The sequence below is a fragment of the Streptomyces sp. NPDC007875 genome (assembly GCF_042868035.1).
In the GTDB taxonomy this organism is placed as follows: Bacteria; Actinomycetota; Actinomycetes; order Streptomycetales; family Streptomycetaceae; genus Streptomyces; species Streptomyces antimycoticus.
The window spans coordinates 336969-360854 of the sequence record NZ_JBIADZ010000003.1 but is presented as its reverse complement, the minus strand read 5'-3'; the positions used below and the strand labels follow the sequence as shown (position 1 = coordinate 360854).

Genomic DNA, 23886 nt, shown 5'->3' with positions numbered 1-23886 from the left:
GAAGGGGCCCGGTAAGAGGTCCCCGGCGTTTCAGACGCGCGGCGGGCGCGCCTCGTAGGGCGTGGAGAGGACCACGGTGGTGCGGGTCGAGACCCCGGCCAGCGAGCGGATCCGGCTGAGCAGGTGCTCCAGCTCCAGCGGGGTGGCCACGCGCACCTTGAGGATGTAGTTCTCATCCCCCGCGACGCTGTGGCATGCCTCGATCTCGGGCACCTCGGCGAGCCGCTCGGAGATGTCGTCGGGCGCGCTGGGGTCGAAGGGTTTGACCGAGATGAACGCGGTAAGAGGGAGCCCGACGGCCTCGGGGTCCACGACGGCGGCATAGCCGCGGATCACGCCCCGTTGTTCGAGCCGGCGAACGCGCTGGTGCACGGCCGATGTGGACAGGCCGGTGGCCTTGCCCAGGTCCGTGTAGCTCATCCGGCCGTCCTTGACGAGCAGCTCCACGATCTGTCTGTCCAACTCCTCCACAGCCGATCACCTTATGTGGTCGGGAGGGCTCCGGCACAACGGGTGGGCACAGCGGACACAGACGCCCGTACGCCGCACCTGCACCAGGCATGTGACGAACGCCACATCTCCTCGTGGGTGTCCTATGAGTTGCCGCGATTACCTATGCGGTCGCGCGGGAAATGCTTGCTGTGGTCGAGGCCGACGCGCCCGACCAGCCCACCCGAGGGGGAGACACATGCCTCATCTCGAGCGCCTCGACGCAGGCGACATCGATACCGACGAGCACAACGACACCTATGAGATGTTCCGGGTGATCTGCCCGGACTGCGCGCATCCCATCGCGCTCCTCGCCGACGAGGACGTTCTTCCCGAGCACGCGCTGTGCTCCTCCCCGTGGGACCCGTTCGGGCTCACGGTCTGCGCCGGCACCGGCCGCCCGGCGGCCGACGCCGCCCCCGCCGACGCGTCGCTGGAGGCGCGGGAGCGGGACGCCGCCTTGCTGCTGACGCTTCCGGCGGGCCTGGACTGGCGGACGCAGCCGTTCTCGCACCTCGGCGGCCCCGGCTCGCAGCCGGTCCGCTTCCCGGTGACGCGGCGGTAGGCGAACGGCGGGGGCGCGTGCCGCGCCCCCCACCGAAACACCCGGCTCAGCCGGTCTCAGGTCCCGCGAGAGCGCGGGCGATGACCACCCGCTGGATCTGGTTGGTGCCCTCCACGATCTGCAGGACCTTCGCCTCGCGCATATAGCGCTCGACCGGGAAGTCCACCGTGTAGCCGTATCCGCCGAGCAGTTGGACGGCGTCGGTGGTGATCCGCATCGCGGCGTCCGTGCAGAACAGCTTGGCCATCGCCGCCTGCTTGGAGAACGGCCGCCCCGCGTCCCGCAGCCGTGCCGCCGACAGGTACAGGGCACGCCCGGCCTCGATCTGGGTGGCCATGTCGGCGAGCATGAAGCGCAGCCCCTGGAAGTCGGCTATCGGCCGGCCGAACTGCCGCCGCTGCGCGGTGTACGCGAGCGCCTCGTCCAGCGCCGCCTGGGCGACGCCGACGGCGCAGGCCGCGATGCCCAGACGGCCCGCGTCGAGGGCGGACAGGGCGATCGCGAACCCCTGGCCCTCCTCGCCGATGCGCCGGGCGTCGGGAACGCGCACCCCGTCGAGATGGATCTGCGCGGTCGGCGAACCGGCCATGCCCATCTTGTGCTCGGGTGCGGCCGCCGAGAGCCCGGGGGTGTCCGCGGGGACGAGGAAGGCGCTGATGCCCCGGGTGCGCTCGGGGCCGGTGCGGGCGAGCACGGTGTAGAAGTCGGCGATACCGCCGTGGGTGATCCACGCCTTGGTGCCCTGAAGCGTCCAGGTGTCCCCGTCGCGGGTGGCCCGGGTGGTGAGCCCGGCCGCGTCGGAGCCGGAGGAGGGCTCGGAGAGGCAGTACGCGCCGAGCAGACCGCCGCCCAGCATCGCGGGAAGGTGCTCGGCCAGCTGCTCCTTGCTCCCGTAGCGGGCGAGGGCGTGGCAGGCCAGGGTGTGGACGCTGACGCCGAGGCCGACGGTCAGCCGGGCCGCCGCGAGCTCCTCCAGGACCTGCAGATAGACCTCGTACGGCTGGTCACCGCCGCCGAACTCCTCGGGCTGGACCAGCCCCAGCAGCCCGGACTCGGACAGCAGGGTGAACAGCTCGCGGGGGAAGTGCCCGGCGGCCTCCTCCTCGGCGGCCCGGGGCTTGATCTCCCGTTCGATCAGCTCGCGGACGAGCGAAATCAGGTCGCGGGCCTCCTCGGTGGGCAGCTCGCGTTCCACCGGCTGCGGGCCGTGGTCGGTCATGGCGGCGCTCTCCTCTCCCCTGTTCAGGCACTGCGGCGACGTGCGCCGGGGTGTGGCGGCGCCGCCGGTGTTGCTGCCGCCGGCCGGCCCGCCCGTTCGGATCGCGAGGGGTGGTGACCTGTACCGCGGCGGTTGGAGTATGCCCGATCCCGGGCCTTCCGCCACCGGTTGCCCGATCTTCAATCAACTTCGCACACGTACGCCCACCACCTTCTTACGCGCATTCCCACCAACGGCGCACGCGCGGAGCAAATTGGCCCAGACCATTGACCCCACTGGTCTAGTCCTTCTACCTTTTCCCCACCCTGTCCTGCGCGTTCATGTCAAGCTATGGGCAGGTCGTCGGGCAGTTCACTCTCCCCTCACCCCCCACCGAGGAGATTCCATGCTCAGACCAGGCAGACTGTCGGCCGCGCTCGCGGCGCTCTGTACGGCGGTCCTGACCGCCACTCTGCTCGCGGGCTCGGCCACGGCCGGTGAACCCCAAAGCGCCGGCATAGCCAAGGCCACGCCGAAGGCCGCTTCCAAGAGCGCCGAGGCCCCCGCCGCGAAGGCCGCCGGTGACAAGGTCGTCGGCTACTTCACCGAATGGGGCATCTACCAGCGCAACTACCACGTCAAGAACGTCGAGACCTCGGGCTCGGCCGCCAAGCTCACCCACATCAACTACGCCTTCGGCAATGTCACCGGCGGCAAGTGCGCCATCGGCGACGCCTACGCCGACTACGACAAGGCGTACGACGCGGCGAGCAGCGTCGACGGCCAGGCCGACACCTGGGACGCGGGCGCCCTGCGCGGCAACTTCAACCAGCTGCGCAAGCTGAAGAAGCTCCACCCGGGCCTCAAGGTGCTGTGGTCCTTCGGCGGCTGGACCTGGTCCTCCGGGTTCACCGAGGCCGCCAAGAACCCCGCGGCCTTCGCGCAGTCCTGCTACGACCTGGTCGAGGACCCGCGCTGGGCGGATGTCTTCGACGGCATCGACATCGACTGGGAGTACCCCAACGCCTGCGGCCTCAGCTGTGACACCAGCGGCAAGGACGCCTTCAAGAACCTGATGTCCGCGATGCGGGCCAAGTTCGGTTCGTCCAATCTGGTGACCGCGGCGATCACGGCCGACGCCTCCTCCGGCGGCAAGATCGAGGCCGCCGACTACGCGGGCGCCGCGCAGTACGTCGACTGGTACAACCCGATGACGTACGACTTCTTCGGCGCGTGGGCCGCACAGGGCCCCACCGCCCCGCATTCGCCGCTCAACTCCTACAACGGCATTCCGCAACAGGGCTTCGACACCGACGCCGCCATCAGCAAGCTCAAGGGCGCCGGCATCCCGGCCTCGAAGCTGCTGCTGGGCATCGGCTTCTACGGACGCGGCTGGAGCGGCGTCACCCAGGACGCCCCCGGCGGCACGGCGACCGGCGCCGCGCCCGGCACCTACGAGGCGGGCATCGAGGACTACAAGGTGCTCAAGAACTCCTGCCCGGCGACCGGCACGGTCGCGGGGACGGCCTACGCGCACTGCGGCAACCAGTGGTGGAGCTATGACACCCCCGCCACCATCGCCGGCAAGATGAACTACAAGCAGCAGCAGGGCCTGGGCGGCACCTTCTTCTGGGAGCTCAGTGGCGACACCACGAACGGTGAGCTGATCAAGTCCATCAGCTGACCCTCGTACGGACCCCGTACGAACCCCCCTGATGACGCGGGCGGGGAGCCTCACCGGCTCCCCGCCCGCGTTGCCGTGCGCGGCGGGTCAGACGTGTGCGGCGGACCCGGCGTACACGGCGTGCGCGGCGGGCTCGACCGGCGGCCGACCGGTTCTCAAGCGTTCAAGCGGCGTGCGAGGGGGCGCGGGAAGCGTAGGGGGAGATCCCGGCAACGCCCGCACACCGGTGTGAACGCGCTCCCTCCGCAGCCCGTACCTGAACGCGGCTTGTTCTGACTGTTGCGGGGCATCCGCCCCACAAGGAAATCTGAGCGCACGGGTGGCCCGCACCGCCTCGTGCGCATGAACCAAAGGAACGATCATGAGCTCCGAGCAGTGCCCGAGCTGTGGTGGCCAACTCGCCGTGAACCAGGACGGGTGGAAGATCTGCCACTCCTGCGGCTATGCATCCCCGCCCGGGGTCGTGCCCGCCCCCTCTCTGCCCGCCCGAAGCTGACGGCCGACTCCCCCACCCCGTCCGCCTCTTAGTACCGTCTCCTCGTATCCCTGAAGCCCCGAATCCCCAAATCCCCGAAACCCTGGAACCCTGGACCTCTGAACATTCCGCCCCCCGTACCGCTGAGCGAGGCACCATGGTCAATCCCTGGCTGGCGATGGCGTCCGGCACCGACCCCGCCGAGCGCACCCGTGCCGTGCGCCGCGCCCATGAGGCGTTTCTGACCGAGGGGGCACTCAGCCCGGCCGTGCGGCCGGTGGTGGCGGAGTCCTGGCGGCGCTCGGCCGACGCACGGGTCGCCCAGGAGCGCAACGCGCCGATCGACCTGGCGGACGACGCGCTGGACACCTACCGCGCGGACCATCCGCTGGCCCGGGTGATGCCGCTGTTCCGGGAGCTGCTGGGCACCATCGCCCACGACGGCGCCCATCTGCTCGCGGTCTGCGACGAACAGGGCCGGCTGCTGTGGGTGGAGGGGCATGCGGGCGTACGGAACCAGGCCGAGCGGATGAACTTCGTGGCCGGGGCGCGCTGGGACGAGAGCCATGCGGGCACCAACGCGCCCGGGACGGCGCTGACCGTCGACCACGCGGTGCAGATCTTCGCCACCGAGCACTTCAACCGCAGTGTGCAGCCGTGGACCTGCGCCGCCGCCCCCGTCCACGATCCGCACACCGGACGGCTGCTGGGCGCGGTGGACATCACCGGCGGGGACCATCTGGCCGCCCCGCACAGCCTGGCCCTGGTCCAGGCGACCGCCCGCGCCGCCGAGGCCCAGCTGGGCGCCGGGGAGCCGCGGGCGCGCGGGCCGCGGATCTCCCTGACGGCGCTGGGCCGGGACGAGGCGCTGCTGGTCGTCGACGGGCGGCGGCTGCGGCTCGGGCGGCGGCACAGCGAGATCATGGTGCTGCTGGCCGGCCATCCGGAGGGGCTGTCCGGCGACCGGCTGACGCTGGAGCTGTACGGGCCCCGGGCCGACGATCGCTCCCCGGTGACGCTGCGGGCCGAGCTGTCGCGGCTGCGCCGCCTGGTGGGCCCGCTGCTGGGCTCGCGCCCGTACCGGCTCTGCGCGCCCGTGAGCACCGATCTGGCCGACGCCGCCGAGGCGTTGGCCTCCGGCGACGCGTATACGGCGCTGCGGGCGTATACGGGGCCGCTGCTGCCGCTGTCGGAGGCGCCGGGGGTGTGCCGGATGCGGCGGGTGCTGGAGGACGGGCTGCGGCGCACCGTGCTGTCCCACGGCGATCCGGAACTGCTGCGGCGCTGGGCGCAGACGCCGTGGGGCGAGCACGATCTGGAGGTCGCGGAGGCGCTGCTGACCGCGCTTCCGGCCCATGCGCCGGGGCGGGCGGTTCCGGCGGCGCGGGTACGGCGGCTGCGGGAGCTGTACGGGCTGGCGGGCGTAGCCCAGCACGGAGACGGCGCCCACCACAGCGTCGGCCCGCACCACGGCGTCGGCCCGCAACGCGCAGGCGGCGCTGAATGGCAAGGGGTCGGCCACCGGGACGCAACGTCCCCGCAACGTGGCCGCGGCTAGCCTCCCCGTCGGCTCCGCCCGTGTCGGCGCGGGCGGGGCCGGGACGCACACGAACGACGCGTCCGACAACGGGACCCCATCACGCGTACACCACGGGAGGCCGCCCCATGACGCGTTTCGCAAACCCCGGCTCCGAGGGCTCGGTCGTCAGCTATCAGCCGCGCTATGACCACTGGATCGGTGGCGAGTACGTACCGCCGGCCCGGGGCCGCTATTTCGAGAACCCGACCCCCGTGAACGGGCAGCCGTTCACCGAGATCGCCCGGGGCACCGCCGAGGACGTCGAGCGGGCCCTGGACGCCGCCCACGCGGCCGCGCCCGCCTGGGGCCGCACGGCACCCGCCGAGCGCGCCTCGGTGCTGCTGAAGATCGCCGACCGGATGGAGCAGAATCTGGAGGCGCTCGCGGTCGCGGAGAGCTGGGAGAACGGCAAGCCGGTACGGGAGACACTGGCCGCCGATATCCCGCTGGCGATCGACCACTTCCGCTATTTCGCGGGGGTGATCCGGGCCCAGGAAGGCAGCCTCTCCGAACTCGACCACGACACGGTCGCGTACCACTTCCACGAGCCGCTGGGCGTGGTCGCCCAGATCATCCCGTGGAACTTCCCGATTCTGATGGCCACTTGGAAGCTGGCCCCGGCGCTGGCCGCGGGCAACGCGGTGGTGCTGAAGCCCGCCGAGCAGACGCCCGCCTCGATCCACCTGTGGATGAGCCTGGTGGCCGATCTGCTGCCCCCGGGTGTGGTCAACATCGTCAACGGCTTCGGCGTAGAGGCCGGAAAGCCGCTGGCGTCCAACTCCCGGGTGGCCAAGGTCGCCTTCACCGGGGAGACCACCACCGGCCGGCTGATCATGCAGTACGCGAGCGAGAACCTGATCCCGGTCACCCTGGAACTCGGCGGCAAGAGCCCGAACGTCTTCTTCGACGATGTCTCGGCCGCCGACGACGACTTCCTGGACAAGGCGCTGGAAGGGTTCACCATGTTCGCCCTGAACCAGGGCGAGGTGTGCACCTGCCCCTCGCGGGCCCTGGTCCAAGGCGGTCACTACCAGGCGTTCATGGACGCGGCCGTGGCCCGTACGGAGAAGGTGGCACAGGGGCATCCGCTGGACACCGACACCATGATCGGCGCCCAGGCGTCCAACGACCAGCTCGAGAAGATCCTGTCGTATCTCGACATCGGCCGGCAGGAGGGCGCCCGCGTCCTCACCGGCGGCAGCCGCGCCGAGCTCGGCGGCGAACTGGAGGGCGGCTACTACGTCCAGCCCACGATCTTCGAGGGCGGCAACCATATGCGGGTCTTCCAGGAGGAGATCTTCGGGCCGGTGGTCGCGGTGGCGCGGTTCACCGACTTCGAGGACGCGATCGGCATCGCCAACGACACGCTCTACGGGCTGGGCGCGGGGGTGTGGACCCGCGACGGCACGACCGCGTACCGCGCCGGGCGCGCCATCCAGGCGGGCCGGGTGTGGACCAACTGCTACCACGCCTACCCGGCACACGCCGCCTTCGGCGGCTACAAGCAGTCCGGGATCGGCCGCGAGACCCACAAGATGATGCTGGATCACTATCAGCAGACGAAGAATCTACTGGTGTCGTACTCGCCGAAGAAGCTCGGCTTCTTCTGAGCACCGCAAAAGGGCGCCTGACCAGGGCAGATGCCCGTCAGGCGCCCTGTCTGCGCACGATCTGGGCCGCGAGTCGAGACACGACCTCAGTCCCGATTCCTCCCACGGGTATCCCAGCTATGACCAGCTGTTCCGGGGCATTTCCGGGCCAAGACCCTGCTAAGGCGCTCTCCGAGCCGTCCGTCGCCTCCTCCCACCGCCGCATGGATTCCTCGATCAGGCTGTTCGCATGATTCCGGGCTTCGGCCAGGAACTTGGCGTCATGGCGGAACAGAACCTGAATGCCCTGCCCGGCCCGGCGCGCGCACTCCGCGGGGTCGACTCCGGAAGCCAGCCAGAACAAGATGCCTGCATGGCGCAGGTCATAGGGACGCTTCGCGCGTTTCATCGCCTGCTCGTCAAGGGTGAGAGCAGCCTCACGCGCTCGCCTCCGCGTAAGGCCATGCGCCGCGGCTTCGATGTAGTTCCCCGCCGCGACCGGGCAGGGCTTTGACCGCGGCAAGCAGCCGGGCGACCTGAGGAGGATTCGGCACGCACTCGGGGTCGACTTCGTCGGCGAGCGGGCCACGGTGAGCCCGTGGCCGCGCAGTTCCATCTGGATCCGTTTGAGCAGTGTCGTCTTGCCGGTGGAGTGGTGCCGAGCACGCCGATACGGATGGGTGTCCGGTGGTCACCACAGGGTGGGGTCCTCTTCTGGTTCGGGGGTGCCTGGCAGGCCGGGCGGCACGGCCGCGGCGACGAGTTGATCCCAGGTGTCGTAGTGGGCGGCCATGACGATGAGGAGTTGCGCCGCGGCGAAGGCGTCGCAGGTGGCACGGTGCCGCTGGGCGGGAGCGGCCATGATGTCCGGCGCGGTGTGCTTGATCAGGGCGTCGAGGCTGTAGCCGGGCAGGTCCTTGTACGTGGTCTTGGCCAGGCGGAGCGTGTCGAGGACTCCGGCCGGTTCCCAATCCGGCAGGTGCGCCTTGAGCACTCGGTAGTCCGTGTGCGCGTTGTGGGCGCAGATCCACGCCTTGCCCAGGACCCCGTGGACCCGCTCGGCGATCTCTCCCATCGGGGGGACTGCGCCAGAAGTCCGTTGGTCAGGCCGTGGATGCTTGCGGCGCGGGGAGTGACGGGCCCGGGGCGGGCGGATGAGCCACCACGCGGCCCTGCTGGTGTCCGGGCAGCCGTCGCGAACGGGTAGGGCGGCCACCTCGACCAGGTCGGGCGGGTTGGTGCCGTTGCCTTCGACGTCCACGACGAACAGTGCGGGCCAGGTGGCGAAGTTCATGGTGCGGCCATTCCGTTCTCCGCCGGCCAGCCGATGGCTGCACGGCCGTGCCGACGGTAGTGGTGAGGCTTCTCGCGGTCGTGGCACTGGCAGCCGAAGCCGTGCTGGAGGTAGTAGCGCGGCGGCTCGTCCAGACCCTCCACGATGATGGCCCGGTCAGTGCCGCCCAGCAGCGGGACCAGGCCCGATGACCACCACCCGGCCACTCGGTCTGGGGGTTCGGCACGTAGTCGGAGCCGCCCTCGTCCCACGTGCTGGCAACCTCCCTGACTCGGGTACGTCAACAGCCTGTTGCGGGAGTGCATTGACCGGCTTCAGCGAGGCCGGTACTCGCCATCATCGGCTCAGGCCATCGTCCCGCCGACCGCGCCCTCCACCGGCGGCAGTACCAAGCCGGGGCAGCAGCACCCTGATCGCGGCTCATGCCGAGGGAGGTGTCTGCGGCGCCGTCATGCCATCTCGCAGAGAATCCTTCGCTCTAAAGGGCCGCGCCTGTGAACGCCCGGTCCGGCCGGCCCGAGGCGACCGGATACAGTGCGCGAGACGGCAGCCTGGTCAGGGAGGGGAAGCGTGACCGACACCAGCGACACCCGGCCCGCCGAGGGTGAAGCGCAAGCGCCGCGGCAGAGCCGACTGCGCCGCCTGATGCACTACATCCCCCTGATCGCCCCCGTCCTGCTGTGGGCCGTGCCCTGCTGGGTGCTCCTGCACACCGGCCAGCACTGGCCGCTGCCCGTCACGCTGGTCGGCACCGCCCTGTTCGCCCTCGGTCTCATCGGTATGCCACTCGTGATGGTGCGCGGCCACGGCCGGCGCCAGCAGGATCGGGCGGCGATCATCGGCGACACCCTGCTGGGCACCATCTGGATTCTGTTCACCTGGTCCGTTCTGCTCGCCGTCCTCTTGCGGCTCGCCCTGGCCGTGGCCGGCGTCGGCGAGAGCCAGGACCGGGCCCGAATCGTCACCTGGACCGTCCTCGGCATAACCGCCGTACTGCTCGGCTGGGGGTACGCCGAGGCCCGCCGCGTGCCACGCGTGCGCCGGCTCGACGTGCAACTCCCACGGCTGGGTGCCGGGTTGGACGGCATCCGCGTCGTCCTCATCACCGACACCCACTACGGCCCGCTCGATCGCGCTCGCTGGTCGGCGCGGGTATGCGAGACGGTGAACACTCTGGAAGCCGACCTGGTCTGCCACACCGGCGACATCGCGGACGGCACGGCCGAACGCCGCCGGGCCCAGGCCGCCCCACTCGGTACCGTGCGGGCCACCCGGGCCCGTGTATACGTCACCGGCAACCACGAGTACTACAGCGAGGCCCAGGGCTGGGTCGACCTGATGGACGAGCTGGGCTGGGAGCCGCTGCGCAACCGCCATCTGCTGCTCGAACGCGGAGGCGACACCCTCGTGGTCGCCGGCGTGGATGACGTCACCGCCGAGTCCTCCGGCCTGGCAGGCCACCGCGCCCACCTCGCCGGAGCCTTGAACGGCGCCGACCCCGACCTACCCGTCCTGCTCTTGGCACACCAGCCCAAGTTCATCGACCGGGCAGCAGCGGCCGGCATCGACCTCCAACTCTCCGGCCACACCCACGGCGGCCAGATCTGGCCCTTCCACCACCTCGTCCGCATCGACCAGCCCGCCCTCGCCGGCCTCAGCCACCACGGCCCCCGCACCCTCCTCTACACCAGCCGCGGCACCGGCTTCTGGGGCCCGCCGTTCCGCGTCTTCGCCCCCAGCGAGATCACCCTGCTCGTGCTCCGCTCCCCGCACCTGCCCACCTCGATATAGCACTCGACGGGCCGACGCATCCGCTTGGAGCAGTCCATGAGCCGAGGGATGCGGCGTCGACAGATGACCAGGCCCGTCTCGCTACGGACAAGATCCGGACCATTATTCCCGGGCCGACGGCTCCAACGAGCCACGCCGGATCTCGACGGCGAGTGCAAGCGGCTCGTGGCGAACGGCGCCCTGCCTGCCGACCTGGTCACCCGCAACCGCCAGGTCGCCGAGGCCGCGCTCCGGCCGTGGACTCCGGTGTTCACGCTCGGCGACCTGCAGATCGCTCACGTGTCCGTCGACGGCGACGAGATCACTGGCATCATCGACTGGTCCGAGGCAGGCCGGGGTGACGCTCGGTTCGGCCTCGCCACCTTGACGCTCGGACACGAGGGGCGCCTCGGCGACACCGTCGCCGGCTAGGGAACCGACATCGACCTCGGCATGATCCGCGCGGGGTGGTCGTTGCGAAGCCTGCTGGCGGTGCGCCGGCTGGTCGAGCACGGCTTCGACCCGTCCGCGCCGGGTGGTGGCCGGGTGGTGAGGCCGCCGTGCTGAGATCCCGGCTGTGAGGCTGCGCGGGCTCGACTGCTACGAGTGCGTTCTGACGCATCGAGCAGGCCGGCTCCTCGGGGCGTATCGCTTGCCCTTACTCACTCTGCTGCGCATTTCGCCGAGGGCGTGCGGGGTGACCGTGTCGGGGGCCGGCAGCTGCGAGGTGACGTTGGGGTGTCACGTCTCCCGGTGCCCGCTCAGAACAGTGCCAGGCCCTCGCCGCTGGTGTCCGCGATGACTGGCCGGAACTGGGCGGGGAGGTCGTCCAAGCGGTCAGGACCGGCCGCGGCGGCCACGGCAGGGGCCGTCTCGGCCAACCAGACACCAAACCGCTCAACGGCTTTGAGGTAGGGGACTCGCGCCAGGACACGGTGCTCGCCGGAGGGGCAGAAATCGACGGCGACAGTGAGCAGGCAGGAACGGGGCGCCTTCTGACTGCCCGTCCAGGACACACGCAGGACACCGCAGGGCTCGCGCCCGCGGGGGGCGCGGTGGGTCGGGCGCAGCGATCGGCAGGCTATGTGGGCGGTCCATGCGGCGAGGTGCGGCAGGGGCAAGGTGGTGCGTGCGCGGCAGCCGGGGCAGCGGTGCCAGTGGCGAAGCCAGTCGTCGGCGCCGGTGTCGAAGAGGCGTGTGTAGCGGTTCGCCACGCGGATGTCGTTGCTGTACAGGTGGTCGGGGCGTTCCTGTGTGTTGCAGGACTGGCAGACGGGGGCGCGGACGTAGCCGTGTTCATGGCAGTGGTCGAGGACCGCGGCGGCCGTGGTGCGGCAGATGGCACACACCCACCCGGCCACCCTGCGGGAGGTACCGGGCTTCCTGCTGAGCACCGAGTACAGCTGGCCTTCCAGCTCCGCATTGTACGGACGCAGTGAGGCGGTGGAGCCCTCCGGGCTCGTCGTCTGCTGACCGCCAAAGTCTCGGGCCTGCCGGAGGTGGGAGGGCGGCTCGGTGACGGCTGTGCTTGCCTGGCGGTTCCGCGCGGCTTGTACCCACTGCGTTTCGGCGTGCTCGGCCGCGTCGAGCAGCCTGACCACAGCGCGCGGCAGCCACCACGTCCGCTGCGTCCCGTCGCGGGTCCGCTCCACGAGTATCCGTCGCCAGTCGATCCCCGCCAGATGGTACGGCCGGCCGACTTCACCTCGTGCTGCCCGCTCGGGGCCGCCCAGCTCCCGCAGTTCCCCCGCGATGCGCCGGCGCCAACGCAGCGGCGTTTCCTCGTTGCACCCTTGCCTCGGCGCCCCACGAAACGGCCCGATGCGGACCTGGTCCTGCCGATCCATCCCCACCGCGTTGAGTTCCGCGGCCGCCCGGCGCACCTCAACCTCCGGAACACTCCACTGACCGCCGCTCGCCCTCACCGTCGCCACCACACGGTCGCCGAGCAGGACGTACCCCACCCGGGCATGGGCAGGAGAGCAGGTCAAGGCCCCAGAAGCCGTCGGCACAGCACTGTCGGCCGTCAATTCGACCCACAGAGCGTCCGCGGCACCCAGGGTGATCAGGCCGTCCGTGCGACCGGGCATGACACGCTCTGACATACCGACAGGCTAACGGCCCGCAACGCGGCAACGGGGCGGGCCGGGAAGCACGGGTCCGGACGACGCCTATTACGCCGACGACCGGTCCCGCCGACCACGGTGGTCTGCTGCGCAGCGCGGAGGCTGGGCGCGCTCCCGGCAGGGGCGCATTCCGGCGGAGGCAGAGCAACGGCCGGTCCGACAGCCTGCACAGCAGGACTAACGACCCACCCAGTTCCCTCCAGGGATGCGCCGGGGGACAGACGGAGAATCCGCACCCCGCGGCCATCGTGTTCAGCAGCAGAATGCCGCCGGGGTCTGGGACGGTGGCGTCACTCCTCGCCGCCCCCGCCCCGACGGCGGACTTCACGTGCAGGTCCACGCGGATCTCACGCAGGCTCTCGGCCTGCCCGCGGTTCGGCCGGCGTCGGCGGATCGCGTTCAGGAGGGCTGATCAACTCGCTTCCCCTGTTTCGCTGTTCCGACCCGGTCCATCACCGGAGCATGCGCTCGGAGCCGGTGTCCGGCGGTGGCCGGGCCGATCTCACCGGCCAGGGTGATCAGCGCTCGCCCGCCCCGGTCGTACCGGTAGATGTTCAGCTGCGGAAGAGTCATGACGCCTCGGTGCATGGATCCCGGCCGCTCCTCGCGCGGTCCTTGGCCCGGGTGTACGTTCCCGGGCGCACGCGTCGGTACGAGCCGAGTCGACGGTCCGTGCGCGAGGCCGGTGACGACAAGCCAACTGGTCACCTGTGGTGAGTGGTACGGCTGCGGCGGCGCGGCCGGAAGCGGCCACGGCCCCCGTCGCGGTGGTCCCGTCGTTCGCCGACGGTCGGCGACTCGGACCGGTCCGGTCTCACCGGGGGCTGCGGCGTGCCGCGGCCGCGGCGGCCGGGCAGGGCGGCGCCGTACCGGTGCACGGCGATTCTGTCGGCCTGCTGGATGTTGAGCCGGTGGATCACGTATGCCGCCGCTGCGACGAGAACGACGAAGGCGGCGACTGTCAGAAGGCGTTCATGGCGGCCACCTCACGTACCGACGATCAGGCGGCTGGTCCGCCTGGACGGACCGGTTTGTTCCGGAACGGCCGCGGACACCGCGGAGGCACCGCCTTCGTACTCCCATGTCTCCTCCGGGTCCAGTGGCTGGTCGGCCGCGGAGACGGCATGCCCGGCCTCGTCCGCGGCGATGAGCGCGCTCGCGGTCAATGGCGGGCCGTCGTAGTCGGACGCGGCAGCCATCAGCCGCGCCGCCGAATCCGCCCCGGTTTCGGGCGGGATGACCAGCAGGTCCCAGCGGCCGCTGCCGTAGGAGAGCAGCAGCAGCTTGTGCGGATCGATTTCCGGGGTGAACCAGCCGACCTTGACGATGTGGCCGTCCACGGGAACCTTGCGGGGGATGACCGGCCAGTGCTCCGGGTTGACGGCGACGCGGGTGATGCGGCCCCACAAGGGATCCAACACGTCCGTCAGTAGGGGAAGTTCGCTCAACAGATCCCGGGAGCGGGGCCACCAGGCCCCGTCCAGGAGTCCGCGGGACGTGCCCTCGGTCTTCAGTGCGAGACGCGCGGCCGGGGCCGCTGCGGACTCATGGTGCTGCAGGGTTCGATGCAGGGTTGCCGACATGATGCGGACCCGTCTCCGGGTCGCCTCTGCGGCGGCCCGGGTTTCATCTCTCGCCGAGAACGACCCGGCGTGGAAGCCGGTGTGCGGAATGCCCTCGGTAGTGTCCACACTACTCCCCGCTCCGCCGCAGCGCGGACCTGCGGCCGCCTGGAGGCGGAGCAGTCGTTGTGTGCTCTCCCGGTACTGCCTCACAGCGCGCCGGAATGCGTCGGAATGGTGTCTCGGGGGCCTGGTCCTGCCGGGCGGCACGGAGGAGACGCCGCCGTTCCGCGAGGACGTTCACCAGCTGGGCGGTGGCCTCGTCGTAGGCGCTCTCGACCCCTCCCAGTTCCAGCCGCCCAAGCGGCACTTCGTCTTCTCCGGCCCCTCCGGCACCGGCAAGACCACCGTGGCCCGCATCCTCGGCCGGCCTCGCGCGGACTGTCGGCCAAGGTGTCGAGGGCGCGCCGGAGGCATGGCTCTCGTCCCCTTCGGCCGACGGGAGCAGCGGCTCCGGGCCGGGGGGACGGCGTTCTGCGGCGCCCCCGGATTGGCCCGGGTTCCCGCGGAGTCTGGGCGGGGCGGGAAGGCGAAATGCTTCGCCGTGTGTTCCGAAGCGGCATGGCCCTGCGCGGTGCCGCCAGTCGACGTCCGGCGACACCCCTGTCAACGCGGTGGCCACGCGATCCGGCCCGCCTCGTTTCGGAGCGCGGGAGTACGGTGGACGAAGCGGGGGCTCTTCGTATGCCGGTGTCGGAACCGGCCCCGTCCCCACGACTCCCATCACCTGGGCAACCCCTGACCCCGGCCGCGCCACCCGCACCGAGGCCGAGGGGCCCCGCATGTCGCTCATCCACCGCATCCACGACAGCGATTCCGTCGGACACGGCGTCGTCCCCACCAGTGCCCGGCACGGCGTCGACCGCGGCCAGCGACCCGTCGGCCGCGGCCGCCTCCTCGAACGCCTGGCTGGGTGGACAAGGTGCGCCGGCCGACGCCGACCCGTGTCGCCGCCCGTCGTGCCTGACGTCAACCATTGGTCCATATAACGCAGTTGGCAGGAGCCTTCATGACCACCGCACTGCAACCCCCGCTTCCCTCCCATCCTGTTCTCCGTCTGCGCCTGGCACCCCTCGGCGGTCTGCCCCGACCCGTTGACGGCGCGTGGTGGCCTCGTTCGTACGACCTGCTCGCGGAGCTCCCGCCACTGCTCGCCGGGTTGCCGCCTGCGTGGGGCCACATCAGCAGCGTTGCGGTCAACGGGGCGGAATGGTCCGCGACGCCCGGCCGGATGCTCGTCTCCAACCAGGTCGTACGACTGCGCAGGATCCTGGCGGCATCCGCCCCCCACACGGTCGTCCTGCTCGCCCCCGGCCGGGGGCGCTGGGACCTACTGGTCGTTCCTCCGAACACGACCGAGGAGGCCGCGGAACCGCTCCTGGCATCCGCCGCGGGCGGTCACGTCTGATTCGGCCTGCCACGGACGGGCCGGCGAATCACCAGGGCACTGACGACGCCCGTCACATCCCTGACACCAACCGGCCGGGCCGTCCGGTGTCGGCCTCGTACGACGAGGAAGTGTCGCCGGCCCGTTCCGCCGTCATGAGGGCGGTCGCGGTCAGCGGCGGGCCGGTGCCCGCGCTCGCGGCGGCCATCAGCCGGGCCGCCGAGGGGGCACTGGTCTCCGGGGGTATCACCAGGAGGTCCCAGCGGCCCGCCGTATAGGACAGCAGCAGGATCTTGTGCGGATCCTGCTCGGAGGTGTACCAACCGACCTTCACCTCATGGCCGTTGACGTAGATCTTGCGCGGGATGACCGACCAGTGGCGCGGGTTGACGGCGATACGGGTGATCCGTCCCCACAGCGGATCCAGTACGTCCGCCAGAGCGGCGAGTTCGTGTGTCAGGTCACGTGAACGAGGCCACCAGGCGCCGTCCAACTCGTCGTGCCCTGGTGAAGGACTCAGGGGTTTCAGCGCGAGGCGCGCGGTCGGGGCCCTGAAGGGCACGGCCCGGAGTGGGGGGTGATCGGTGGTCACGGACATCGCGCGAACCCGTCTCCGGACCTCTGCGCGTGGACAGTTGGCCGGTGTCGTTGCTCACCGGGAACGACACCGGCATCGGGGCCGGTGTGCGAAATACTCCCGATGAGTTCACGCTACTCCCCGAAGAGGCCAAACGGACCGCTCCTGGACGCGGCTCACTTCCGTTCGGCGGCAGCCCTCCGAGGAGTAGCAGGCAGGGCGAGTGCGATGTCCGCCTCCGGCTCCCCGCGTGGGAACAGGCTCCTGTGGACGCCTCCACCAGGCCCGGAACCTCCTGGAGCTCGTAGCGCCAGCGGTGCCTGCCAGGGTGGGCCCAGGCGATGCGGCGGTTCTCGTCGTACTCCTCGACCGTGTTGGTGATCTGATATCTGACGCCGGACAGTTTCATCGCCATCCGGAACTGCGCGCCGAGCTCAACCGCTCCGGCCCCTATACCGACTTCTTCACCGTGCCGGATCCGTCGAGGTCGGCGTGCCGGTGCGGATCGGCGATCACGGCGAAGACCGCCGAGGGCGGCGCGGCGAGCCATGGTGCTGGTCCTCTCGTCCGGTGATGCGCGCCAGTCCCGATCCCCACGCCCGCGACGCATACGGGCGATGCCGCGTCCGATGCCGTCCGTGCCCCCGGTGGTGGCGACCGTCTTCATACGGCCACCGTCCGCGCGCCGGGGCGTGCGGTCGCCTCAGGGCGTGTAGACGGCGTCGCTGCCGTACAGCTCCCTGGTGAACGCGGAGACATCGGCGCTGCGATCGGCGCCGTCGAGGTTGTACGTCAGATAGACGCCGTACCCCTCGCTGACGGTGCGGCGGGCGAGGTCGGCGGCCGTGCTCTGCGAGGTCCGGCCGATCTCGACAGCCGCCGGCGACAGCTTCGACTTGGGCAGTGCCACGCCGGGAACCTGCCAGGTGCCGTAGTACGGGTTCCAGGCGTAGTCGAACTTGGACGAGACGTCGACGCCGCCGTAGGACAGGCGCGACGCGGCCGGGCCGATGTTGTAGAGGCTGATGATCTTGTCCGGCATGTTCGCGCGCAGCGCCGTCACCAGGTGCACGAACGAGCTGTCGTTGGGCTGGCCTGTGCCGTTGTTGCCGTAATCGGCGTACTCGTCGTCGAAGTCGATGCCGTCGAGGCCGTACTTGGCCACGGTGTCCGACAGTGTTTTGGCGAACGCCGAAGCCGCTTGCTGGGAGGGGAAGTTGGCGAAGCCCGCGCCCTGATGGTTGCCGAGCACCGAGAGGACGACCTTGATGCCCTTCTGCTGCAACGGCCGTATCTCCGTGGCGGCGTTGTCGAGGACGCGCTGCACGTTCTCGTTGAAGTGCAGATACGCCGCCTTGGTACCCGTGTCGTAGTTGATGTTCGCCGCGAAGATCACGGCGACGTCGAAGACGTTGCCGCCGCCGTTGGCGAGGGTGTACTTGCCGACGTTCCGCATGCTGTTGTTGTTCACCTCGACGTACGCCACCGAGGTCGGCCCCTGTTTCGCGGGAGCGGGGGCCGCTGCCGCCCCGGTCGCGGCGGTCGCCGCGGCCCCGGGTAAGGCGAGGGCCGCGACCGCCGTGAGTGCGAACGCGGCCGTCCGTATTCTGCTCCGTACCAGGCTGAACATCGTTGACCGGTCTCCCCTCGCATGGGTCGGCGCCCGACCTGTTCGGAAGCGCCGAGTGAGCCCCCCAAGTCTTCCGCTCCGGTAACCGGATCCCGGGAATCGCGCGCGGATTCTTCACGACTCCCACGCACGTCACACCGCACCCCGGCGCCTGGGCAACGACGTTTGCGCGTCTCACCTCATCCGATGGGCCAGCGCGAGCAAGGCGCGGGAGTTCGTCGTTGACAGGCTCGGCTAACCCCATTAGCTTTTAGCTAACACAGTTAGCCAGAGCTGAGGGGTGTCATGACCGAGTACCTTGCCGTCGACGGCGGCACGATCGCGTATGAGGTGGCGGGGTCCGGCCCGCTGATCGTCCTCGCCCACGGCATGGGCGACAGCCGCGCCGCGTACCGTGCCGTGATTCCCCCGCTGGTGGCGGCGGGCTATCGGGTCGCCGCGGTCGATCTGCGCGGCTGCGGCGAGTCCAGCGTCGGCTGGCCGGCCTGGAGCCGCACCGCCATCGCCGGCGACCTGCTCGCCGTGATCCGCCACCTGGGCGGCCCGGCCCTGCTCGTCGGCCATTCGATCTCCGGCGGCGCCGCCACCATCGCCGCGGCGCGGGAGCCTTCGCTGGTCACCGCGGTGGTCGAGGTGGCGCCGTTCACCCGCAAGCAGTCGATCCGCCTCGGCGACCTGCGGGTCAAGCGCTTCCGGCAGGGCGTGCTGCGGCTGCTCGGCACGGGTGTGTTCGGCAGTGTGCCGCTCTGGCGCTCGTACCTCGACGTGGCCTCCCCCGGGGTGAAGCCGGCCGACTGGGCCGAGCGGCTCGGCCGCATCGACTCCCTGCTGCGCGAGCCGGGCCGGATGAAGGCCCTGCAGGGCATGGGCCGCAGCACCCCGACCGACGCCGGCGCGCAGCTCGGCAACGTCCGCTGCCCGGTCCTGGTCGTGATGGGCACACTCGACCCCGACTGGGCCGACCCGCACGCCGAGGGTTCGGCGATCGTCGATGCCCTGCCGTCCGGCCTCGGTCACCTTGAGATGATCGAGGGCGCCGGGCACTACCCGCACGACCAGTTCCCCGACCAGGTGGTTTCGCTGATGCTCGCTTTCCTCCGCTCGGACGCCGCTCATGCCTAGGGCCGGACTGGACCCGGTGGCCGTGGTCGCGGCCGGTGCCGCCCTCGCCGACGAGGTGGGCCTCGCCGGCCTGACGATGGGCCTGCTGGCCGAGCGGGTGGGCGTGCGCACCCCGTCCCTGTACAAGCACGTGGGCGGCCAGGAGGACCTCAACCGGCGCATCGCGGCCCTGGCGTTGAGCGAGGCCGCCGACGCCGTCGGCGGCGCGGTCCAGGGGTACGCGGGCCGCGACGCCCTGGCGGCCGCGGCGCGCGCCTTCCGCGCCTTCGTCCTGGAGCACCCCGGCCGGTACGCCGCGACGATCGGCCTGGAACCCTCCGGCCCGGACGACCCGCTGGCCATCGCGAGTCAGCGGCTGCTCGACGCGTTCACGGCGGTCCTGCGCGGCTACGACATCGCGGAGTCCGACGTGGACCACGCCCTGCGCATGCTCCGCAGCTTCGCCCACGGCTTCGCCACGTTGCAGGCGGCGGGCGGCTTCCAGTGGAGCACCGACATCGACGAGAGCTTCGAGTGGCTGATCGCCTTCACCGACCGGGGCCTGCGCGCCAGGTGAGAACGCTGCCAGGGTGGAGGGCCACCGTCAGGCGGTGGACTGACCGAGCGCCAGCATCAGGAACAGCAGCATCACCAGTGCCCCCAGCCCGATACCGGCTACTCGGGCGCCACCTCGAGGGTGGAACATCCCCATGATCGTCCCCACCGTCGCGAACGGCACCGCGTACCGTGTGATGCCTATCAGGGCATCGCCGAAACGCTGCGGGCCGCGGACACCGTCCGGGCAGGAATCGCAGGCGATGGCGAAGAGGGGCCCCACCAGCCCCACGAAGACTCCGAGGACCAGCACTCCCACCGCGAGGGCGACCAGCCCTGCCCAGCCGGCAGCGGTGCGCCGGCGAGGGACGCCACGGCGGTCCGGCCCGGCCGCACGATCAAAGGCCGCACCATCAGCAGCCGTTCCCGTGTTCTCCATGCGAGGGACGCTACGGAACCGGCCGACCCGCCGGTATCCGCTGCCGTACTCATATCAAGACCGGGTGGCCGGAGGACCGGCGATCGGGCTCGCGGTGGGCCGTCCGCTCCGAAGCCATGGCGGGCACCGCTACATGAAGCACACCATCCGGTAGGTGGACCACCGCGCCGCCGCCTCGTCCGCGGGCATCGGCCGTACCCGGTCCAGGAGGCGCCCCTCACCGTCCAGTCCGTAGGCGGCCAGGCCAGGCTCCTCGGCGTACACCCGCACCCCGGCGTCCAGCAGCCGCAGCACGTCACCGCGCGGATCGGTGAGCGTGTCGATCACTCGGTTGCCGAGCCGCAGCGGGGGCACATGGGCGTCGCGCGCCGCGTACGTCACGGCCTGGCCGCGCAGCAGGATGTCGATCCCGCCGAGCTGGCGGTGCAGTTCGAGCGCCAGGTACAGGGCATCCGCGAACTGCTTCTCCACGGCGCCGCGGTAGGCGCGCTCCACGATGGCCAGCACCTGGGGCCGCTGCGGTGCGGCCGAGGGCAGGCCGGGGCGGTTGTCCATCTCACATCACTCCGACCATCAGCGTCTTGCCGGTCGCGGCGCTGTTCGCGGCGAACGTGGAGGGCCGGCGCAGGACGACCTCGGGCACGTGATCGTGAACGCCCCGGTCCTCGCTGCAGAACTGGCAGCCGTACCAGTAGAGCTGGTCGGGAAAGGCCGCGAGCATGTCCTGGACCAGCGTGGCGGTCGTCGGATAGGAGGTGGTCCAGGAGGCGATGTTGCGCTGTTTGGCAGCGCCGAGCGCCTGCCGAGTGAGATGGGTGGCGTGGCCGCATGTCCACACCTGCACCCGGCCACCACGCTCCAGCATCGCCTGGACCAGCCGCAGCACGCTGGTGGTCTGGTCGGATTCATGCGGTGCGCCCATGAGGATCACCATGACGTCGGTGTAGGGAACGGGACGGCCCATCAGTGCCACACCACTTTCACCGCCGGGTTGAGTACCGCCTCGGCCACCGCGCCCATATCGGTGCGGCGGGCCGCGGGCAGGAGGCCGGCGCTCGCGAGGCCCCGCTGGGCGAGCGAGAAGTCGTCCACCCAGACCCGGCCGCCGGCCCCGATGAAGGCCTCGAGTTCCGGTGAGCGGCCCGGGACGGCCAGGGCCACGGCGTCCTGGATGAGGAACAGCACCACCGGATGGCCGAGCCGTGCCTGGGTCACGGCGTCACGCGGGAATCCCGCCCCGCCCGGCAGGGCCGCCGCCTGACTCTCGATCAGCAGGAACCCTTCACGCACTGTGGTCATCGATTGCGCTCCCCCTCGAGTCGAGAATGCGGCAGACCGTGATGGTGGATCTTCTGCAGCCGCCCGCGGCGCACGGAAACCACCCGAGGAATTCCCGGGCAATACACCGATGAAAAGCCGCCGACGACCGGTCCCCGAGCATGACGAACATACGGGGAGGTCTGCGAGCTTCTCACATTTATCCGTGTCCGCCCCGGGAGTGCAACCCCCAGGCAAGAAGTTGGCAGCCGGCGCCAGTAAGAATCCGAGGCTGCACAACCCCTGATTGCTGACCGATACACACACCGGAATCAAGAATTACGCATGATCCGGAACTCCGGATTACGCAATTCCCTTCGCGGCCAGGAGGCGAATCCATCCGGCCCCGCCCCCGCATCCGGGCACTTCCTCTGATCATACTGAAGGCCCTGGTCACACCTGCCGCACATTACCCCGCACGGTCCGCGGAATTCCTCATTACGCCTCTACGGAATCATGCGTTACGCAATTGATTATTCGATGCGGGGTGTCCAGGCGTTGTCCCGCTGCCCAGGATGAGGGCTCAGCCGGACGGCGCGTGATCCCAACCGTGGAATTGCTGATTCTGCCGCCGCGGTCCACCGCGTGTGACCGGCGGACATCGATACCCGAGAGGCCCTGTCGTGGAGACCATCCGTGTCGAAGAACTGAGCAAGTCCTATGCGAAGACCCAGGCGCTGTCCGAGGTCGGATTCACGGCTCGGGCCGGGACCGTCCTGGGGCTGCTGGGCCCGAATGGATCCGGCAAGACCACCACGGTGCGCATTCTGTCCACCCTGATCCGCGCGGACAGCGGGCGGGCCTGGATCGACGGACACGACGTCATGGCGCAGCCGCACCTGGTGCGGGCGGCGATCGGCCTGACGGGCCAGTACGCGGCGGTGGACGACGAGCTGTCAGGGCAGCACAACCTGGAGCTGATCGGCAGGCTGCTGGGCCTGTCCCGGGCGGCGGCGCGCGGCCGGGCCAGCGAGTTGATCGAGCGGTTCCGGCTGGAGGACGCCGCGGGCCGGCTGGCGAAGACGTACTCCGGGGGCATGCGGCGCCGACTGGACGTGGCGGCGAGCCTCGTCGGGCGGCCGCGGGTGCTGTTCCTGGACGAGCCGACGACCGGGCTGGACCCGCGCAGCCGCACCGAGGTGTGGACGCTGGTGCGCGAGCTGGTGGCGGACGGCGTGACGGTCCTGCTCACCACGCAGTACCTGGAGGAGGCGGACCACCTGGCGAACGATCTGGTGGTACTCGACCAGGGCCGCGTGGTGGCCACCGGAACCCCCACCGAGCTCAAGGCCCGGGTCGGCGGCCTCGCCCTGCAGATGCGGGTGGCGGATCCGGCCCAGGGCGCGCAGGCCGCCGCGTACGTCGCCGAGGCGACGGGGGTGGAGCCGGCCGTCGACGCGGACACCGGCCTGATCGACGCCGCCGTCGCGGATGTGACGGCGCTGCGGCGGGTGGCGGCGCGGCTGGAGGCGGAGGGGATCGGCTTCGTCGAGCTGGGGCTGCGTCAGGCCACCCTCGATGAGGTGTTCTTCGCGCTGACCGGCCGTACCGCCCAGCCCGCCGACCCCGTCCAGGACCCCGATCCGGCACCGGTCACGGCCGGGTCCGCCGAAAGGAAACCGCGATGAGCAGCGCCCAGCACAGCACCCCGGCCCAGCTCCCCGTCGACCCGGGCCGTGGGGCCCTGGTCAGCCATACGCTGATCCTCGCCGGACGCCATCTGACCAAGTTGCGCGCCTCGCCGCAGATCGTGGTGTTCAGCGTGCTGCAGCCGCTCATCATGATGCTGCTCTTCATGGTGCTGTTCGCCGGGGCGGTGTCCGGGAGCCAGTCGGCCTATCTGCAGTTCCTGCTGCCGGGGATGCTCGCGCAGAACGCGGCGTTCATGGTCACCACCGTGGGCCAGGCGATCAACAGCGATATCGACAAGGGGATCTTCGACCGGTTCCGGAGCCTGCCCATCGCCCGGCCCGCACCGCTCATCGCGCACATCCTCGGGGACCTGCCACGCCAGGCCGCCACCACGCTGACGCTGCTCGCCTTCGGCTTCTGCATCGGCTTCCGCGTCCACACCGATCCGCTCTCGGCGGTGCTGGCCGTGGCGTTGGTGCTGCTGGTGTCGTTCGCGTTCTCCTGGATCGCCCTGACGATAGGGCTGATCGCGGACAAGCCCGAGTCGGTCAACATGCTCGTGATGATCCTGCTGTTCCCGATGGCGTTCGGCAGCAACACGATGGTCGCGACCGACACCCTTCCCGGATGGCTCCAGGCCTGGGCGAAGGTCAATCCGGTGACGCATCTGACCGATGCCGTACGGGCCCTGCTCACCGGTCCGGCTTCGGATTCCGGTTCGGCTCTCGGCAGCACGCTGCTGGCCTCCGCGGTGATCCTCGCCCTCTTCGTACCGCTGGCCATCCGCGCCTTCACCCGCCGCCTGTAACCGGCCGTTCCACACCATTTCGTTCTTCCGGATCAGCCAGGTCCGAGTC

The 23886-nt window shown here is 70.5% G+C and carries 24 protein-coding genes and 1 pseudogene; 12 read left to right on the top strand and 13 right to left on the bottom strand.

Annotated features, from left to right (window positions below; all coding sequences use genetic code 11):
• Nucleotides 1–30 precede the first annotated feature (30 nt).
• On the bottom strand, nucleotides 31–471 hold the full coding sequence (locus tag ACFYOY_RS08440; RefSeq protein WP_020866923.1) for an Lrp/AsnC family transcriptional regulator: 441 nt from the start codon (nucleotides 469–471) through the stop codon (nucleotides 31–33).
• A gap of 217 nt (nucleotides 472–688) precedes the next feature.
• Between ACFYOY_RS08440 and ACFYOY_RS08435 the strand changes: the two genes are divergently transcribed.
• Nucleotides 689–1054 carry a hypothetical protein gene (locus tag ACFYOY_RS08435; RefSeq protein WP_351903088.1) on the top strand — a complete coding sequence of 122 codons (366 nt, stop codon included), beginning with the start codon at nucleotides 689–691 and terminating at the stop codon, nucleotides 1052–1054.
• 46 nt (nucleotides 1055–1100) lie between these two features.
• Here ACFYOY_RS08435 and ACFYOY_RS08430 read toward each other — a convergent pair whose 3' ends face one another.
• On the bottom strand, nucleotides 1101–2273 hold the full coding sequence (locus tag ACFYOY_RS08430; protein WP_059146580.1) for an acyl-CoA dehydrogenase family protein: 1173 nt from the start codon (nucleotides 2271–2273) through the stop codon (nucleotides 1101–1103).
• A 385-nt stretch (nucleotides 2274–2658) separates the two neighbouring features.
• On the opposite strand from ACFYOY_RS08430, the gene ACFYOY_RS08425 reads away from it, so the two are divergent.
• The 4 genes from ACFYOY_RS08425 to ACFYOY_RS08410 all read left to right on the top strand — a co-directional run bounded on the left by ACFYOY_RS08425 (nucleotide 2659) and on the right by ACFYOY_RS08410 (nucleotide 8093).
• Nucleotides 2659–3936 (top strand): glycoside hydrolase family 18 protein, encoded by a 1278-nt coding sequence (locus ACFYOY_RS08425; protein ID WP_351903085.1) that lies wholly within the window; start codon nucleotides 2659–2661, stop codon nucleotides 3934–3936.
• 632 nt (nucleotides 3937–4568) lie between these two features.
• Nucleotides 4569–5969 carry a GAF domain-containing protein gene (locus tag ACFYOY_RS08420; RefSeq protein WP_388585602.1) on the top strand — a complete coding sequence of 467 codons (1401 nt, stop codon included), beginning with the start codon at nucleotides 4569–4571 and terminating at the stop codon, nucleotides 5967–5969.
• A 107-nt stretch (nucleotides 5970–6076) separates the two neighbouring features.
• Nucleotides 6077–7600 carry an aldehyde dehydrogenase gene (adh, locus tag ACFYOY_RS08415; protein WP_093466315.1) on the top strand — a complete coding sequence of 508 codons (1524 nt, stop codon included), beginning with the start codon at nucleotides 6077–6079 and terminating at the stop codon, nucleotides 7598–7600.
• A 229-nt stretch (nucleotides 7601–7829) separates the two neighbouring features.
• Nucleotides 7830–8093, top strand: coding sequence for a hypothetical protein (locus ACFYOY_RS08410; protein ID WP_351903078.1), 264 nt, complete (start codon nucleotides 7830–7832; stop codon nucleotides 8091–8093).
• Between the two features lie 177 nt (nucleotides 8094–8270).
• On the opposite strand, the gene ACFYOY_RS08405 is transcribed toward ACFYOY_RS08410, so the two are convergent.
• Nucleotides 8271–8873, bottom strand: a complete 603-nt coding sequence (locus tag ACFYOY_RS08405; RefSeq protein ID WP_351903075.1) for a 3'-5' exonuclease — start codon at nucleotides 8871–8873, stop codon at nucleotides 8271–8273.
• The gene (locus ACFYOY_RS08400) at nucleotides 8870–9079 is read right to left on the bottom strand and encodes a hypothetical protein (protein WP_351903072.1); all 210 of its coding nucleotides are present in this window, start codon (nucleotides 9077–9079) and stop codon (nucleotides 8870–8872) included. Before ACFYOY_RS08400 ends, ACFYOY_RS08405 begins: the two co-directional genes overlap by 4 nt.
• A 364-nt stretch (nucleotides 9080–9443) precedes the next feature.
• Between ACFYOY_RS08400 and ACFYOY_RS08395 the strand changes: the two genes are divergently transcribed.
• Nucleotides 9444–10664: a metallophosphoesterase gene (locus ACFYOY_RS08395; RefSeq protein ID WP_388585598.1), complete on the top strand. Its 1221-nt coding sequence runs from the start codon at nucleotides 9444–9446 to the stop codon at nucleotides 10662–10664.
• A gap of 99 nt (nucleotides 10665–10763) precedes the next feature.
• Nucleotides 10764–11210: pseudogene (locus tag ACFYOY_RS08390) on the top strand (phosphotransferase); the annotation flags it as partial.
• Nucleotides 11211–11404: 194 nt separating this feature from the next.
• On the opposite strand, the gene ACFYOY_RS08385 reads toward ACFYOY_RS08390, so the two are convergent.
• The 3 genes from ACFYOY_RS08385 to ACFYOY_RS08375 all read right to left on the bottom strand — a co-directional run bounded on the left by ACFYOY_RS08385 (nucleotide 11405) and on the right by ACFYOY_RS08375 (nucleotide 14460).
• On the bottom strand, nucleotides 11405–12748 hold the full coding sequence (locus ACFYOY_RS08385) for an endonuclease domain-containing protein (protein ID WP_388585595.1): 1344 nt from the start codon (nucleotides 12746–12748) through the stop codon (nucleotides 11405–11407).
• Nucleotides 12749–13168: 420 nt separating this feature from the next.
• Complete coding sequence (locus ACFYOY_RS08380) at nucleotides 13169–13342, bottom strand: hypothetical protein (RefSeq protein WP_388585592.1); 174 nt, start codon at nucleotides 13340–13342, stop codon at nucleotides 13169–13171.
• Between the two features lie 413 nt (nucleotides 13343–13755).
• Nucleotides 13756–14460, bottom strand: a complete 705-nt coding sequence (locus ACFYOY_RS08375; protein WP_351903060.1) for a DUF5994 family protein — start codon at nucleotides 14458–14460, stop codon at nucleotides 13756–13758.
• A gap of 940 nt (nucleotides 14461–15400) precedes the next feature.
• Between ACFYOY_RS08375 and ACFYOY_RS08370 the strand changes: the two genes are divergently transcribed.
• A complete protein-coding gene (locus ACFYOY_RS08370) occupies nucleotides 15401–15799 on the top strand; it encodes a DUF5994 family protein (protein ID WP_351903057.1) in 399 nt (132 codons plus the stop codon).
• A gap of 52 nt (nucleotides 15800–15851) precedes the next feature.
• On the opposite strand, the gene ACFYOY_RS08365 is transcribed toward ACFYOY_RS08370, so the two are convergent.
• Entirely contained in the window at nucleotides 15852–16340 is a 489-nt protein-coding gene (locus tag ACFYOY_RS08365; RefSeq protein ID WP_351903055.1) for a DUF5994 family protein, read from the bottom strand.
• A gap of 718 nt (nucleotides 16341–17058) precedes the next feature.
• Complete coding sequence (locus ACFYOY_RS08360; RefSeq protein ID WP_351903052.1) at nucleotides 17059–17985, bottom strand: endo-beta-N-acetylglucosaminidase H; 927 nt, start codon at nucleotides 17983–17985, stop codon at nucleotides 17059–17061.
• A gap of 285 nt (nucleotides 17986–18270) precedes the next feature.
• Here ACFYOY_RS08360 and ACFYOY_RS08355 point away from each other — a divergent pair, with 285 nt between their 5' ends.
• Nucleotides 18271–19107 (top strand): alpha/beta fold hydrolase, encoded by an 837-nt coding sequence (locus tag ACFYOY_RS08355; RefSeq protein ID WP_388585588.1) that lies wholly within the window; start codon nucleotides 18271–18273, stop codon nucleotides 19105–19107.
• A gap of 22 nt (nucleotides 19108–19129) precedes the next feature.
• Nucleotides 19130–19663: a TetR/AcrR family transcriptional regulator gene (locus ACFYOY_RS08350; protein WP_351903115.1), complete on the top strand. Its 534-nt coding sequence runs from the start codon at nucleotides 19130–19132 to the stop codon at nucleotides 19661–19663.
• A 27-nt stretch (nucleotides 19664–19690) separates the two neighbouring features.
• On the opposite strand, the gene ACFYOY_RS08345 is transcribed toward ACFYOY_RS08350, so the two are convergent.
• The 4 genes from ACFYOY_RS08345 to ACFYOY_RS08330 all read right to left on the bottom strand — a co-directional run bounded on the left by ACFYOY_RS08345 (nucleotide 19691) and on the right by ACFYOY_RS08330 (nucleotide 21379).
• Nucleotides 19691–20080, bottom strand: a complete 390-nt coding sequence (locus ACFYOY_RS08345) for a hypothetical protein (protein ID WP_351903046.1) — start codon at nucleotides 20078–20080, stop codon at nucleotides 19691–19693.
• Nucleotides 20081–20209: 129 nt separating this feature from the next.
• Nucleotides 20210–20635: a hypothetical protein gene (locus ACFYOY_RS08340; protein WP_351903044.1), complete on the bottom strand. Its 426-nt coding sequence runs from the start codon at nucleotides 20633–20635 to the stop codon at nucleotides 20210–20212.
• Nucleotide 20636: 1 nt separating this feature from the next.
• A complete protein-coding gene (locus ACFYOY_RS08335) occupies nucleotides 20637–21044 on the bottom strand; it encodes a hypothetical protein (RefSeq protein ID WP_014056328.1) in 408 nt (135 codons plus the stop codon).
• On the bottom strand, nucleotides 21044–21379 hold the full coding sequence (locus tag ACFYOY_RS08330; RefSeq protein ID WP_351903038.1) for a hypothetical protein: 336 nt from the start codon (nucleotides 21377–21379) through the stop codon (nucleotides 21044–21046). The genes ACFYOY_RS08335 and ACFYOY_RS08330 overlap by 1 nt, the downstream gene beginning before the upstream one ends.
• Before the next feature lie 641 nt (nucleotides 21380–22020).
• Here ACFYOY_RS08330 and ACFYOY_RS08325 point away from each other — a divergent pair.
• Together ACFYOY_RS08325 and ACFYOY_RS08320 are read left to right on the top strand one after the other, a co-directional pair.
• A complete protein-coding gene (locus tag ACFYOY_RS08325; protein ID WP_351903035.1) occupies nucleotides 22021–23025 on the top strand; it encodes an ATP-binding cassette domain-containing protein in 1005 nt (334 codons plus the stop codon).
• Entirely contained in the window at nucleotides 23022–23837 is an 816-nt protein-coding gene (locus tag ACFYOY_RS08320) for an ABC transporter permease (protein WP_137968411.1), read from the top strand. Before ACFYOY_RS08325 ends, ACFYOY_RS08320 begins: the two co-directional genes overlap by 4 nt.
• Nucleotides 23838–23886: the final 49 nt, after the last annotated feature.

Bases quoted from the DNA above. Each gene is read 5' to 3' on its own strand.
- ACFYOY_RS08385 (WP_388585595.1), bottom strand. From the start codon at position 12,748: ATGTCAGAGCGTGTCATGCCCGGTCGCACGGACGGCCTGATCACCCTG.
- ACFYOY_RS08420 (WP_388585602.1), top strand. From the start codon at position 4,569: ATGGTCAATCCCTGGCTGGCGATGGCGTCCGGCACCGACCCCGCCGAG.
- ACFYOY_RS08345 (WP_351903046.1), bottom strand. From the start codon at position 20,080: ATGGAGAACACGGGAACGGCTGCTGATGGTGCGGCCTTTGATCGTGCG.
- ACFYOY_RS08320 (WP_137968411.1), top strand. From the start codon at position 23,022: ATGAGCAGCGCCCAGCACAGCACCCCGGCCCAGCTCCCCGTCGACCCG.
- ACFYOY_RS08355 (WP_388585588.1), top strand. From the start codon at position 18,271: ATGACCGAGTACCTTGCCGTCGACGGCGGCACGATCGCGTATGAGGTG.
- ACFYOY_RS08380 (WP_388585592.1), bottom strand. From the start codon at position 13,342: ATGACTCTTCCGCAGCTGAACATCTACCGGTACGACCGGGGCGGGCGA.
- ACFYOY_RS08360 (WP_351903052.1), bottom strand. From the start codon at position 17,985: ATGTTCAGCCTGGTACGGAGCAGAATACGGACGGCCGCGTTCGCACTC.
- ACFYOY_RS08435 (WP_351903088.1), top strand. From the start codon at position 689: ATGCCTCATCTCGAGCGCCTCGACGCAGGCGACATCGATACCGACGAG.
- ACFYOY_RS08340 (WP_351903044.1), bottom strand. From the start codon at position 20,635: ATGGACAACCGCCCCGGCCTGCCCTCGGCCGCACCGCAGCGGCCCCAG.
- ACFYOY_RS08425 (WP_351903085.1), top strand. From the start codon at position 2,659: ATGCTCAGACCAGGCAGACTGTCGGCCGCGCTCGCGGCGCTCTGTACG.
- ACFYOY_RS08370 (WP_351903057.1), top strand. From the start codon at position 15,401: ATGACCACCGCACTGCAACCCCCGCTTCCCTCCCATCCTGTTCTCCGT.
- ACFYOY_RS08410 (WP_351903078.1), top strand. From the start codon at position 7,830: ATGATTCCGGGCTTCGGCCAGGAACTTGGCGTCATGGCGGAACAGAAC.
- ACFYOY_RS08335 (WP_014056328.1), bottom strand. From the start codon at position 21,044: ATGGGCCGTCCCGTTCCCTACACCGACGTCATGGTGATCCTCATGGGC.
- adh (WP_093466315.1), top strand. From the start codon at position 6,077: ATGACGCGTTTCGCAAACCCCGGCTCCGAGGGCTCGGTCGTCAGCTAT.
- ACFYOY_RS08330 (WP_351903038.1), bottom strand. From the start codon at position 21,379: ATGACCACAGTGCGTGAAGGGTTCCTGCTGATCGAGAGTCAGGCGGCG.
- ACFYOY_RS08430 (WP_059146580.1), bottom strand. From the start codon at position 2,273: ATGACCGACCACGGCCCGCAGCCGGTGGAACGCGAGCTGCCCACCGAG.
- ACFYOY_RS08405 (WP_351903075.1), bottom strand. From the start codon at position 8,873: ATGAACTTCGCCACCTGGCCCGCACTGTTCGTCGTGGACGTCGAAGGC.